The following is a 13,012-nucleotide window of genomic DNA, read 5'->3' as shown; positions in this document are numbered from 1 at the left end:
TTTGTAACTTTATCGAATCGGGACGGCAATGCCTGTCATGGCTTTGTCTTGCGCCTTGCCAGTGCGGGGGGAGAGGCGCATTTTTGCCCCCATGAAGAGTCTCAAGCGCAAGAAATTCGAAAAGCTCTATGCCCCGCTGGAGCAGGAGCTGGTCGCCATGGCGCGCTGGGCGGCCAAGACCGGCGCGCGGGTGCTGGTGCTGTTCGAGGGCCGCGACACCGCTGGCAAGGGCGGGGCGATCCAGGCGGTGGCCCGCCCGCTCAACCCGCGCCAGTGCCGCACCGTGGCCCTGCCCAAGCCGAGCGAACGCGAGCGAACCCAGTGGTATTTCCAGCGCTATGTCGAACACCTGCCCGCCGCAGGCGAGATCGTGCTGTTCGACCGCAGCTGGTACAACCGCGCCGGGGTGGAGCAGGTGATGGGCTTTGCCACGCCCGCGCAGGTCGATGCCTTCCTGTCGCAGGCGCCCCGGTTCGAGCAATTGCTGGTCGATGACGGCATCCTGCTGTTCAAGTACTGGCTGACCACCGACCAGGCCCGCCAGGAGGAACGCTTCCGCGAGCGGCTGGACGATCCGCTCAAGCGCTGGAAGCTCTCACCGATCGACCTGGCCGCGCGCGAGAAGTACGATGCCTATACTGATGCGCGCGAGGCGATGCTGAACGCCACCCACACCGCCCATGCTCCCTGGACTCTGGTTGATTTCAACGATCAGCGGCGCGGCCGCCTGACCCTGATTCGCGACCTGCTGGACCGGCTGCCCGATACCCGGGTGGATCCCGAGCCGCTCGACATGCCGCCGCTGGGCCGCGAACCCTCGGCTGAAGGGTTTTCCGTGCTGAAGCCGCTCAAGCCCTATGATCCCGACTGACCCTGCTTTCCCTTGACTTTCACGCACGGCTGCCGCAATGGCGCGGGCCTTGAGGGGCGGCGCTCGCGTGCCGCCCTATGAGTTTTAGCGGCTTTCGGGCCGAATCGGAAAGTTACAGGAAAGCGCCATGGCGAAGCCCGCAACCGTCAAGATCCGTCTGGTCTCGACCGCCGACACCGGCTTCTTCTACGTCACGAAGAAGAATCCGCGCAACACGACCGAGAAGATGAGCTTCAAGAAGTACGACCCGGTCGTGCGCAAGCACGTCGAGTTCAAGGAAGCCAAGATCAAGTAAGGTTCATTGCGAGTTCAAGGCCCTGTGGCTAACCGCCATGGCATGAACCCGATGAAATCCTTTCGATCGCTTGCAAGTGCCGCCGTTTCGGCGGCGCTTGTCGTTTCCGCGCCGCTGGCCCTGGGAACGGCTGCTCCGGCGGCTGCGCAGGCCCAGTCCGATCTGGACAGCGCCGTCACCGCGCTGCGCGCGATTTCGACGATGCGCGCCGATTTCGTCCAGTCCGACACGCGCGGCAAGCAGGTGCGCGGGGTGCTGACCCTGAAGCGCCCCGGCAAGATCCGTTTCCAGTATGAAAAGGGCGTGCCGATCCTGATCGTATCGGATGGCAGCGCGCTGACCTTCGTCGATTACAGCGTCCGTCAGGTCCAGCGCTGGCCGATCAAGAACAGCCCGCTGGGCGCGCTGCTCGATCCCAATCGCGACGTGGCGAAATTCGGCCGGCTCGTCCCCACCCCCAGCCCGAACGTGGTCAGCATCGAGGTGCGCGACAAGCGTCACCCCGAATACGGCGTGATCACCCTGGTCTTCGTGCGCAAGCCGGGCGCACCGGGCGGACTGGAACTGTCGAGCTGGGCCAGCCTCGATTCGCAGAACGCCCGCACGGTGATCAGCCTGTCGAATCAGCAATACGGCGTTGCCGTGGCTGACAACGCCTTCCGCTTCAACGACCCGCGCCAGACGGGACGGCGCTGAACCCGTTCGTCGATGAGACTCGTCGGCTCGTCGGCGGCTGTGCCGTGGGTGCGACAAATTGCGACAATCCCGGTGCGATTGTTCATGGGCGAGAAAGGCAAAAAGCCCTAGAAATGGTCTCGACGGCGCGGCCTGAGGCGGGTTTCCCCCCTGTTGCCCTGGCCTCCTGATTGGACGCTCCGTCAAAGCGTGACGAACGCACAAAGGAACCCTCGGACCATTGCCCCCGGTCCGAGGGTTTTTCTTTGGGGCTGTGGTTTGGCTGATCCCGGGCTGCGAACGGCACTGCTCTGCGCTTCCGGTGCTCACGGCCATCAAGGCCGCTCCGCTCCGGTTCTCGATCACCGGCATTCTCGCTCCGGCTTGAAGCAATCCAGTCCCAAGCCAGGGCAGGCGCTTCCAACAATCTCAGCCCGCCCTTGCCGCCCCGGTGCTTCGCACCTAAAGCGCAGCCATGGTTTCTATCGCTACCTGGAACATCAATTCGGTCCGCCTGCGGATGGACCAGGTTGCCCGCTTTCTGACCGAGCAGGCGCCCGACGTGCTGTGCCTGCAGGAAATCAAGACGGTGGAAAGCCTGTTCCCGCATCAGGCGTTCGAAGACCTGGGCTATACCTACCGCGCGGTGCATGGGCAGAAGGGGTATCACGGCGTGGCCACGGTCAGCCGTATCCCCTTGCGCGAATTCAGCCGGCATGACTGGCAGGCCAATGGCGAAGCGCGCCATGTCGGGGTGGAACTGCTCGGCCCCGGCCAGGGGCTGGTGCTGGAAAACGTCTATATCCCCGCCGGCGGCGACATTGCCGACCGCGAGGCGAATCCGAAATTCGGCCAGAAGCTCGATTTCCTGGCCCGGATGACCGACTGGGCGGACCAGCTTGACCGCCCGACGCTGCTGGTTGGCGATTTCAACATCGCCCCGCTCGATTGCGACGTCTACGATCACAAGGCGCTGCTCAAAGTGGTCAGCCACACCCCGCTGGAAGTGGAAACGCTGGGCCGCCTGCAGGACGCGCATGGCTGGGTCGATCTGGGCCGCAAGCACATCCCCGCGCCGCAGCGTAACTGGTCGTGGTGGTCCTATCGCACCTACTGGCAGGGCAAGGATCGCGGGCGGCGGCTTGACCACATGTGGGCCTCGCCCGATCTTGCCGCGCAGTCGGTTTCGCACCGCGTGGTTGAGGAAACCCGCCAGTGGGAGCAATGCTCCGACCATGTGCCGCTGATCACGGAGTTCGCCCTGTGACCAGCCCCCAGCGGCGGGTGGCGCTGGCCATCGATGCGCTGCGGCACGGCTGGCCGATCACGCTCGACGGGGTTTACCGCCTGCTGCCGGCCGAAACCGGCTTTGCCCCCGGTGCGGCGGCGCGGACCATGCTGATTTCCGCCGCGCGGGCGGTAACGCTGCGGCTGGCCAACCAGCGCGCCGCCGCCGTGCCCGAAGCCCCGGTGCTGATCCGCGGGGCCGAACCGTTCGACCTGGCGCTGGCCCGCGCGCTCGCCGATCCGGCGCAGGACCTTGAGCATCCGCTCAAGGGTCCGTTCCTGGCCGAGCCGATCGACCATCCGGCCAGCGCCGTGGCGGCGATGGAACTGGCCCGGTTGGCCGGGATCCTGCCCGCCTTCCTGGTCGATGCCGAACCGGCCGGCGAAGGCACCGATGTGGCCGCGGCCGATCTGGCCGCCTGGCAGGACAGCACGCATCTGACTGTGGCGACCCGCGCCCGCCTGCCGGTGGCAGCGGCCGAGGATGCCGAGATTGTCGCGTTCCGCTCCGCCGATGACCTGCGCGAACATGTCGCGCTGATCATCGGCGAACAGCGCAGCGACCGCGCCCCGCTGGTCCGGCTCCATTCGGAATGCCTGACCGGCGATATCCTGGGCAGCCTGAAATGCGATTGCGGGCCGCAGCTGGACGCCGCGCTGCGCGCCATGGCCGACGAGGCGCAGGGTGGCGGCTGGGGCGTCCTGCTCTATCTGCGCCAGGAAGGACGCGGGATCGGCCTGATCAACAAGCTGCGCGCCTATCGCCTGCAGGACCAGGGGTTCGACACGGTCGATGCCAACAACCGTCTGGGCCTGCCGACCGAGGCGCGCGACTTCCCGGTCGCGGCCCGGATGCTGGACCTGCTGGGCGTGGGGGCGATCCGGCTGATGACCAACAACCCGGCCAAGGTGGCCGCGCTGGAAGCGACCGGGGTGACCGTGGCGGAACGCGTGCCCCACCAGCTGCCGCCCAATCCGCACAACGCCCGCTATCTCGATACCAAGCGCGACCGCACCGGGCACCTGCTGACCTGAGCCTTACCGCCGGTCGGTGCGCTTCAGCCCGGCGGCCAGCCTGTTGGCGCCGATCTGCACCGTATCGCCGCCCCACACCGCCACGAACGTGCTCTCGCGGCTGACCCCGGGGGCAAAGCGCGCATCGTTGGCCTGGACCACCAGCCCGGCGGAACTGTGCTGCGCCCCTTCGGCGGCGACCGCGATGAAGGCGGAATAGTTCTCCTTGTTCGCGCCCTGCACGAACCAGTTGTCGCTGATCTGGCCCGATGCCCCGCCCGGCAGGTCGATCATGTAATTGGTCGCGCGGCCCGCGCTGTCATCGAAGCTGTTGCCGAACAGCCCGATCCGGGCGGCGCGGCTTTTGACATAGTGCCCGCCGCGCCCAGCTTCGAACCGGCTGCGGGTGACGGTCAGCGCGCCGTAGTTGCCGATGTAGATCGAATGGGCGCAGCCGCCCGGTCCTTCGCAGGTGCCCAGTCGCGTAAACGTGCTCTTGTCGACCGTGATGGTTGCAGCGGTATCTTCGCCCGCCAGGATGCCCTGCTGGCTGTCGCGGAACCAGGCCTGGCTGACCGCCAGGTTACCATGTTCCAGCCGGATCCCCGCGCCGTTGAAATCGGGCACCTTGATCCCGGTGAACACCAGTCCTTCCACCCGCGCGCTGCGCCCGCGCAGGACCAGCGTGCCCTTGCCTTCGCAGGTGGCGCCATCGAACACCGCCTGGCCCGGAACCTGCGCCAGGTAGGCGACATCGCCCGCGCCCTGCACTGCGCATTCGGCGTAGCGCCCCGGCGCGATCCGCACCGTGCCTGCGCCATCGCCGATCGCGTTCACCGCATCCTGCAGCCGCGCGAACTGTTGCCCGGTTTCGGCAATGGTGAAGGGCGCGCCTTGCTGGGCTTCGGCCATCGTGGCGTGGAGGGCCAGCGCGGCCAGCGCCAGAGCCACCAGCGGAAGTCGGGGAATCCGTTTCATGCCCCGTGACTTAGCAGGCCGCGGTTAACGAGTGGACAAGCCATTTGTCCCCGTCCCGCGTGGGGACAGGCGGAGGGGCAAAAGTTGCCATTCCCCGGCCCCGGATGTTCGCGCGCCTCAATCCCCACTTGAAATGCGAACGAATCCGTCATATTCAAAACGAGCGGGACCGGGCCCCTCTGGCGCGGCGCACTTCTCTCCTTCGTGGGAAGTTCGCCACGTGATGTCGGACCGCATCGGATGCTTCCGATGCCATGGTCCGGGGTTGCTTCCCCCATCCTACGACCACCAGGCCTGGCTCGGAGCATCCGATCGTATGCAACGCTACGATAGGGAGCACTCTGACGATGTCCGATCGCGTTTTCCGCCTGCTTGAACGCCACCAGAAGCTGGATGATGCCCTCCGCCGCGCGCAGCGGCGGCGCTGGGCCGATCCGTTCGAAGTGGCGCGGCTCAAGAAGCTGAAGCTGGTGATCAAGGACCGGCTGGCCCGGCTGGCCGGGCCGCGCCGTCGCCTTTCTGCCTGATCCGGCGAACTGCGGGTTCCGGGGTTGAAATTGGATTGATTTAGTCTAAATTATCCCCTGCCGCTCGCATTTCTGCGGAGTCGCCGTTCATGCCCCCTCCCTTGAACGGTGCCTGCACGGGCGGATCGGATGCTGCCGTGGCCAGTGGGGCCGGGTTCCGACCCACCCCCCCATCCCAATCGGGACCTTGCCCCGGCCCGGCGCATCCGGTGAAATTGCCCGCCGCGGGGCGGAATTGAACCCGCGCAGCGCGGGGCGGCGGTGGACCACCGCCCCCGCTGCGAACGGCAGGCCGATATTTCCTCAATTGTTGCGGATGACCGCCAGGAACGCCTCGCCATAGGCTTCAAGCTTGCGCGCGCCGACTCCGGTGATTTCGCCCAGCGCGGCCATGCTGGCCGGGCGCAGCGCCGCCATTTCGCGCAAGGTCGCGTCGTGGAACACGACATAGGGCGGCACCCCGGCTTCCAGCGCCAGGTCGCGGCGCAGCGTGCGCAGCGCTTCGAACAGCGGATCGCCCAGCGGATTGGCCGCCCCGGCGCGTTCGCGGCGGGGGCGTTTGCCGCGCTCCGCCCTGGGCTGGACTGCCAGCATCACCGCCGCTTCGCCTTTCAGCACCGCGCGGGCATCGTGGCCCAGCATCAGGCCGCCATGTTCGGTCTGCAGCACGCTGCCCCGCGCCTGGAGCGCGCGGGCGAGCGAGCGCAGCAAGGGCGCTTCCTCGGCGGTGACGATCCCGAACACGCTCAGCTGGTCGTGCCCGCGCTGCAGCACGCGCTCGTCGCTCTGCCCCAGCAGCACCTTTTCGATGTGGCCGTAGCCAAAGCTTTGCCCGGTGCGATAGACGGCGGAAAGGAACTTCTGCGCCAGTTCGGTCGCATCGCGGATCGCGGGTGCATCCAGGCAATTGTCGCAATTGCCGCAGGTCGGGGGCGGCTCCTCGCCGAAATGGCGCAGCAGCAGGGCGCGGCGGCATCCGCCCGTCTCGACCAGCGCGGCCATGGCATCAAGCCGCGCGCGCTCACCCTCGCGGCGTTCGGGATCGACTTCGCCGAGGCGCGCGCGGGCGCGGGCGAAATCGTCCGCCGCCCACAGCATCAGTGCCACGGAAGGATCGCCATCGCGGCCCGCGCGGCCGGTTTCCTGGTAATAGCCCTCGATCGACTTGGGGATCCCGGCGTGGGCGACGAAGCGCACGTCGGGCTTGTCGATCCCCATGCCGAAGGCCACCGTGGCGACCATCACCATGTCCTCGCTGGCGACGAAGGCAGCCTGGTTGGCGGCGCGCACCTCGTTCGGCAGGCCGGCGTGATAGGGCAGCACCGCCCGCCCGGTTGCCCCGGCCAGCTTTTCGGCCAGCTCTTCCACCTTCTTGCGGGTCGGGGCATAGACGATGCCGGGGCCGGGCTGTTCGGCCATCAGATTGGTCAGCTGGCGGACCGGGTTGTCGCGGTGGCGGATCGCATAGCGGATGTTGGGCCGGTCGAACCCGGCAACGATCAGCCCGTCATCGCCGATCCCCAGCTGGCCCAGCACGTCGGCGCGGGTGCGGGCATCGGCCGTGGCGGTCAAGGCCAGGCGGGGGACACCCGGAAAGGCATCCATCAAGGGGCGCAGCGCGCGGTAATCGGGGCGGAAATCGTGACCCCATTCCGATACGCAGTGCGCCTCGTCGATCGCGAACAGGCAGACCGGGGCCTTGGACAAGAGTTCGCGAAAATGGCCCTGGCTGGCGCGTTCGGGGGCGACGTAGAGCAGGTCGAGCTCGCCCGCACGGAAACGGTCGATGGTCGTCTCGCGGTCGGTGTCGGCGCTGGTCAGGGTGGCGGCGCGGATGCCGTTGGCGGTGGCGCTGCGCAGCTGGTCATGCATCAGCGCGATCAGCGGGCTGATCACCACGCAGGTGCCCTCCAGCATCACCGCTGGCAGCTGGTAGGTCAGGCTCTTGCCCGCGCCGGTCGGCATCACCGCCAGGGTGCTTTGCCCCGCCAGCACGCGGCGCACCACCTGTTCCTGCACCCCGCGAAACTGGGTGAAGCCGAAAGTGGCATGCAGTTGGTCGATCAGGTCCGCGCCGGTCACGCCCCAGCGCCTAGCGGCAAGGGGCGCAGAGCGGAAGGGGGCGTTACTTCTTGGCGGTGGGCAAGGCGGGCCAGCGCCGCGCGGGGGACAGGTCGCGGAACCAGACCAGCACGTCGAACCCACTGGCCGCATCGCCGGGAAGATAGCCCTGCGCGGCATCGGCCTGCTGCCAGGTGCCGGGCATGGTGCCCCAGCCGGCCCAGCCGCGCCAATAGGGCCGCCTCGCCCAGCGGTCGAGCACTTCGCCGCGCGGACGGCGGGTGAAATCAACCCACATCGCCTGCGCCCCGGTGGCGTCGAACAGTGCGCCGTATTCCCCCGGGCGGTTGTTGACCAGTTGCTGGACCACCGGCCTTTGCGCCCCGCCAATGCTGGCCAGGCTGGTATCGGCGATGGTGCTGGCCCAGAATGCGCCGCGCGACCAAGTGAAACCAACCGTGCGATAGCCATCGCCCAGCCGTTCTTCCAGCACCATGCCCACGGCCAGGAAACCCAGGTCTTTCCAGCTGGCGGGCACGGCATGGGTCACATGGGTATCGTGCGCCCACAGCGCGGCATGTTCGCCCGCGCCCAGCAGGGCCACGGCATTGTCGGCCATGTAGCGGTCGCGCAGCGAGAAGTCGGCCTCGCTCGCCTTGCTCTCGTCAAAGTCGTGGCGGAACACCTTGAAGATCGCAAAGCCCTGCACCGCCATGCGCGCGGCCTGGCGGGCATCGGCAAAGCCGGGATCGCTGCGCGCGGCGGCGGGGGCACTATCGAACCAGGCGGCCAGCGCGCCGACCCCGGCGGTCACCTTGACCTGTTCGGCCAGGTCGCGGCTCTTGAACCAGTCGAGGAAGCGACCCGGCAGCGCTTCGGGCACCGGCACCAGGCTGCCCAGCCCGGCGCGCAGGCGGCGCGCGGCGCGCGGATCATGGCTGCGCACGAATTCCAGCGCGGCCTGGGCGTCGCGCCCGCCGTCCTGGCAATCGATCCCGACGATCCGCACCGGCTGCCGGGCCTGCATGTTCCAGGCGCGCAGCCACAGGATCAGCCCGGCAAATTCATCGTCCTTCCAGGTGGCGAAGAACGAGCGCGAATGGATCAGTGCGGCGGGATTGCCTTCGCCAGTGCGGACATAGCGGTCAAACCCTGCGGCGGCGGCGCGGTTGGCCTCCAGCATCAGCACTTGGACCTGGCCGGCGCGGACCAACGCCTTGATCAGTTCGGCCTTGAAGGCCTGGTCCTGATGGCCGCCGTGGGTCGCCTCGCCAATCCCGATGATCCGCGCGCCGCCCAGCTGCGCGACCAGCGGCGCCATGTCGGCCTCGCCATAGGCGGACGGATCGAAGGCGTGGCCCGCCGCCTTGAACCAGCCGGTCGCGGCGGCCTCCTCCTCCGCGCTGGCGGCGCTCTGGGCCTGGGCGGCAGGAGCGGCAAGGACCAGCAGGGCGGGGACCAGGGCGTTCAGCCGGCGCATTACCGCTCCATCATGGGTGCATGGCGCGCGCGGTCACCGCTTCTTCGCGCGCGGTGAAGGCGGTCCGGCCCGTAGGGGCATCGGGCGCGACTTCGGTGGTGAACCAGGCCAGGCCCGTGCCGCTGACCGGGTCCCAGTACAGCCCGCTTTTGAGGCCATAGGCATCGCCCGAATGGCCAAGGCGCACTGTGCCATCGCCAAACACATCGTCGCGGCATGGCGCGCCGCCCGTGCCGATGGTCTGCACTGCCAGGCCATAGGCACAGAAGAACCCGCTGGCCGCGCCGTCCTCGCCCAGGCCGTTGGCACCGTTAAAGCGCCACTGCATGCGGGTCAGTTCGGCATGGCTGCGCGGCGAGAGGAACCGGGTGTCCTGCCGCGCCAGCACTTGCCCGATCCGCGCCAGCCCCCGCATCGAAATGCGCAGGCCCCCCTGCGGCGAAAACAGTGCGCCGTTGTCACCGGGGCGGTAGGCGGACAGATCGCACTGCCCGTCCGGCCCCGGCACCACCAGGCAATCGGGCAGCTTGCCGCCAAGATCGTCCTTCGCCACTTCGCCGCTGGCGCGGTAGAGCACCACCGCGCGCTGAACGGTGCGCGGCGAACAGCCGGACCAGTTGTAGCAAGCGTCCACTTTCAGCGGCTTCAGCACCAGGCGCTGCATCAGCCGGTCGAACCGCTGTCCGCTGGCGCGTTCCATTACGCTGGCGATCACCGGGAAGTTCAGGTTGGTGTAGTGGAACCAGCCGCTGCCGGGCGCATGGGCATTGTCCCAGACTTGGCGATCGGCCAGCCGTTCGCGCAAGCTGGTGCCCAGCGGAATGATATAGAGTTCGCCGCCGTCGAGCAGGCCCGACTGGTGCGACAGCAGCAGTCGCAGGGTGATCGGCTTGTCCGGGAAAGCCGGATTGCGCAGGCGCCAGCCAAGATAGTCCGACACGTCGCGATCAAGGTTCAGCTGGCCCGCATCGACCATCCGCAGCACCCCCAGCGCGGTGACCAGCTTGGAAATGCTGGCGATCCGCACCGGATCGTCCGCGCTGACCGCGCGGCGGGCGGCCTTGTCGGCCAGCCCTTCGGCCAGGACGGGGCGCACCGTGTGACGGTCGAATCGCACGGCCACACTGGCCGGTTGGGCCAGGGCAGGGGCGGCGGCCAGCAGGGCGGCCAGGACGGCTAGCGTGCGCATCGCGGCAGGATTGCCGCTGGCGCCCGGCAGGTCAATCCAGGTTCGGGCGCAGCCAGCGTTCCGCCGTGGCCAGGTCCACCTCGCGCCGCGCCGCATAGTCTTCCAGCTGGTCCCTGCCGATCCGCGCCACGCCGAAATACTGGCTGTCGGGGTGGGCAAAGTAGAAGCCGGACACCGCTGCCGTGGGCAGCATCGCCTGGCTTTCGGTCAGGGTGATGCCGGTCTTGGCGGTCGCGTCCAGCAGCTCGAACAGCACCGGCTTCAGGCTGTGGTCGGGGCAGGCGGGATAGCCGGGGGCGGGGCGGATGCCGCGGTATTCCTCGCGGATCAGCGCCTCGTTGGTCAGCTGCTCGCCGGGGGCATAGCCCCACAGCGTGGTGCGCATGTGCTGGTGCAGGCGTTCGGCAAAGGCTTCGGCAAAGCGATCGGCCAGGGCTTTCAGCAGGATGTCGGAATAGTCGTCGTGGGCGGCGCGGAAAGCTTCGAGGTGCGGTTCGATCCCGTGGATGCCCACCGCAAAGCCGCCAATCCAGTCGCCATCCGGGTCGATGAAGTCGGCCAGGCAGAAGTTGGCGCGGTCGCGGCTCTTGCGGATCTGCTGGCGCAGGAACGGCAGGCGGACGTGGCGTTCCTCCTCGGGCAGATAGACCATCACGTCATCGCCCTCGCGCGCGCAGGGCCACAGCCCGACCACACCGCGCGCGGTCAGCCACTTTTCGCTGATGATCCGCTCGAGCATCGCCTTCGCATCCTTGTAAAGGTTGCGGGCGGCTTCCCCGACCACATCGTCGGCCAGGATCGCGGGGAAGTTGCCGTGCAGTTCCCAGGCGCGGAAGAACGGGGTCCAGTCGAAGCATTCGGCCAGGTCCGCCAGGTCCCAGCTGTCGAACACGTGCAGTCCGGGCTGTTCCGGCGGCGGGGCCTTTTCGCTGAGGTCGGCCTTGAAGCCATTGGCCCGCGCGTCTTCCAGGCTGAGCAGCAACGAGGCATCCTTGCCCGAGCGGACATCGCGGATGTGCTGGTATTCCGCCGCAGTGGCCGCAACGAAGGGTTCGCACTGGGTGTCGGACAAGAGCTGGCTGGCCACGCCGACCGCACGGCTGGCGTCGAGCACGTGGACCACCGGCCCGTCATAGGCCGGGTCGATCTTCAGCGCGGTGTGGACCTTGCTGGTGGTCGCCCCGCCGATCAGCAGCGGCATGGTCATGCCCGCACGCTGCATTTCCTCGGCCACGGTGACCATTTCGTCCAGGCTGGGGGTGATCAGGCCGGACAGGCCGATCATGTCCGCATCTTCCTTCTGCGCGGTTTCCAGGATCGTGGTCCAGGGGACCATCACCCCCAGGTCGATCACTTCGTAGCCGTTGCACTGCAGGACCACGCCGACGATGTTCTTGCCGATGTCGTGGACGTCGCCCTTCACGGTCGCCATCACGATCTTGCCCTTGGCCTTGGCCCCGGCTTCCTTTTCCGCCTCGATGAAGGGGATCAGGTGGGCCACGGCCTTCTTCATCACCCGGGCGCTTTTCACCACCTGCGGCAGGAACATCTTGCCCGCCCCGAACAGGTCGCCCACGGTATTCATGCCGGCCATCAGCGGGCCTTCGATCACTTCGATCGGGCGGGCGTGGAGCAGGCGCGCTTCCTCGGTATCCTCGACCACATGGGCGTCGATGCCCTTGACCAGCGCATGTTCGATCCGCCGCACCACGTCCCAGCCGCGCCATTCGGCGGCCTGCTTTTCGGCCACCGCATCGGTGCCCTTGAAGCTTTCGGCCATGGCGATCAGCCGCTCGGTCGCGTCGGCACGGCGCATCAGGATCACGTCTTCGCAGGCGTCGCGCAGCGCGGGGTCGATCGTATCGTAGATGTCGATCTGCCCGGCGTTGACGATGGCCATGTCCAGCCCGGCCTGGATCGCGTGGTACAGGAACACCGAATGCATCGCCCGGCGCACCGGCTCGTTGCCGCGGAAGCTGAACGACAGGTTGGACAGGCCGCCGCTGCAATGGACGTGCGGGCAGCGCTGCTTGATTTCAGCCACCGCCTCGATGAAGTCGAGCGCGTAGCGGTCGTGCTCCTCGATCCCCGTGGCGACCGCGAAGATGTTCGGATCGAAGATGATGTCTTCTGCCGGAAAACCGATGCCCGTCAGCAGCTTGTAGGCGCGTTCGCAGATCTCGACCTTGCGCTGCTTCGTGTCGGCCTGGCCCTTTTCGTCAAAGGCCATGACCACCACTGCCGCGCCGTAATCCATGCACAGCCGCGCGTGGTGGAGGAAAGCCTCCTCGCCTTCCTTCATGCTGATCGAGTTGACCACCGGCTTGCCCGAAACGCACTTCAGGCCCGCCTCGATCACGTCCCACTTCGAACTGTCGATCATCACCGGCACGCGGGCGATGTCGGGTTCGGCGGCGATCAGTTTCAGGAAAGTGGTCATCGCCTCGACGGCGTCGAGCAGGCCCTCGTCCATGTTGACGTCGATGATCTGCGCGCCGTTTTCGACCTGCTGGCGCGCGACTTCGACCGCCTTGGCGTAGTCGCCCGCCAGGATCAGCTTCTTGAACGCGGCGCTGCCGGTAACGTTGGTGCGCTCGCCAATGTTGACGAACGAAGCTACTTGCTGGGTCATCGG

11 protein-coding genes are annotated in these 13,012 nt (G+C 67.5%); 6 read left to right on the top strand and 5 right to left on the bottom strand.

Annotation, left to right across the window (positions count from 1 at the left end):
* The first annotated feature begins 91 nt into the window (after positions 1-91).
* The 5 genes from ppk2 to ribA all read left to right on the top strand — a co-directional run bounded on the left by ppk2 (position 92) and on the right by ribA (position 4,163).
* Positions 92-871: a polyphosphate kinase 2 gene (gene ppk2, locus ACE3N9_RS12655; protein ID WP_374284103.1), complete on the top strand. Its 780-nt coding sequence runs from the start codon at positions 92-94 to the stop codon at positions 869-871.
* Positions 872-998: 127 nt separating this feature from the next.
* The gene (gene rpmG, locus ACE3N9_RS12650; protein ID WP_058736926.1) at positions 999-1,166 is read left to right on the top strand and encodes a 50S ribosomal protein L33; all 168 of its coding nucleotides are present in this window, start codon (positions 999-1,001) and stop codon (positions 1,164-1,166) included.
* A 42-nt stretch (positions 1,167-1,208) separates the two neighbouring features.
* Positions 1,209-1,862, top strand: coding sequence for an outer membrane lipoprotein carrier protein LolA (locus ACE3N9_RS12645; protein ID WP_374284102.1), 654 nt, complete (start codon positions 1,209-1,211; stop codon positions 1,860-1,862).
* Between the two features lie 454 nt (positions 1,863-2,316).
* Positions 2,317-3,108, top strand: coding sequence for an exodeoxyribonuclease III (locus ACE3N9_RS12640; protein WP_374284101.1), 792 nt, complete (start codon positions 2,317-2,319; stop codon positions 3,106-3,108).
* Positions 3,066-4,163: a GTP cyclohydrolase II gene (gene ribA / locus ACE3N9_RS12635; protein WP_374284100.1), complete on the top strand. Its 1,098-nt coding sequence runs from the start codon at positions 3,066-3,068 to the stop codon at positions 4,161-4,163. Before ACE3N9_RS12640 ends, ribA begins: the two co-directional genes overlap by 43 nt.
* 3 nt (positions 4,164-4,166) lie before the next feature.
* Here ribA and ACE3N9_RS12630 read toward each other — a convergent pair whose 3' ends face one another.
* The gene (locus tag ACE3N9_RS12630; protein WP_374284099.1) at positions 4,167-5,120 is read right to left on the bottom strand and encodes a right-handed parallel beta-helix repeat-containing protein; all 954 of its coding nucleotides are present in this window, start codon (positions 5,118-5,120) and stop codon (positions 4,167-4,169) included.
* 347 nt (positions 5,121-5,467) lie between these two features.
* On the opposite strand from ACE3N9_RS12630, the gene ACE3N9_RS12625 reads away from it, so the two are divergent.
* Positions 5,468-5,647: a DUF465 domain-containing protein gene (locus ACE3N9_RS12625; RefSeq protein WP_374284097.1), complete on the top strand. Its 180-nt coding sequence runs from the start codon at positions 5,468-5,470 to the stop codon at positions 5,645-5,647.
* 303 nt (positions 5,648-5,950) lie between these two features.
* On the opposite strand, the gene recQ is transcribed toward ACE3N9_RS12625, so the two are convergent.
* From recQ to metH, 4 genes are read right to left on the bottom strand one after another with little or no spacing between them, the layout of a single operon-like run.
* Complete coding sequence (gene recQ / locus ACE3N9_RS12620; protein WP_374284096.1) at positions 5,951-7,729, bottom strand: DNA helicase RecQ; 1,779 nt, start codon at positions 7,727-7,729, stop codon at positions 5,951-5,953.
* 43 nt (positions 7,730-7,772) lie between these two features.
* Positions 7,773-9,188: an erythromycin esterase family protein gene (locus ACE3N9_RS12615; RefSeq protein ID WP_374284095.1), complete on the bottom strand. Its 1,416-nt coding sequence runs from the start codon at positions 9,186-9,188 to the stop codon at positions 7,773-7,775.
* 10 nt (positions 9,189-9,198) lie between these two features.
* Positions 9,199-10,377 (bottom strand): serine hydrolase domain-containing protein, encoded by a 1,179-nt coding sequence (locus ACE3N9_RS12610; RefSeq protein WP_374284094.1) that lies wholly within the window; start codon positions 10,375-10,377, stop codon positions 9,199-9,201.
* Between the two features lie 31 nt (positions 10,378-10,408).
* Entirely contained in the window at positions 10,409-13,009 is a 2,601-nt protein-coding gene (gene metH, locus ACE3N9_RS12605; RefSeq protein ID WP_374284093.1) for a methionine synthase, read from the bottom strand.
* Positions 13,010-13,012 lie beyond the last annotated feature (3 nt).

Origin of the sequence: Novosphingobium sp. (assembly GCF_041905565.1) — a bacterium.
In the GTDB taxonomy this organism is placed as follows: domain Bacteria; phylum Pseudomonadota; class Alphaproteobacteria; order Sphingomonadales; family Sphingomonadaceae; genus Novosphingobium.
This window is presented reverse-complemented; position numbering and strand designations above follow the sequence as displayed.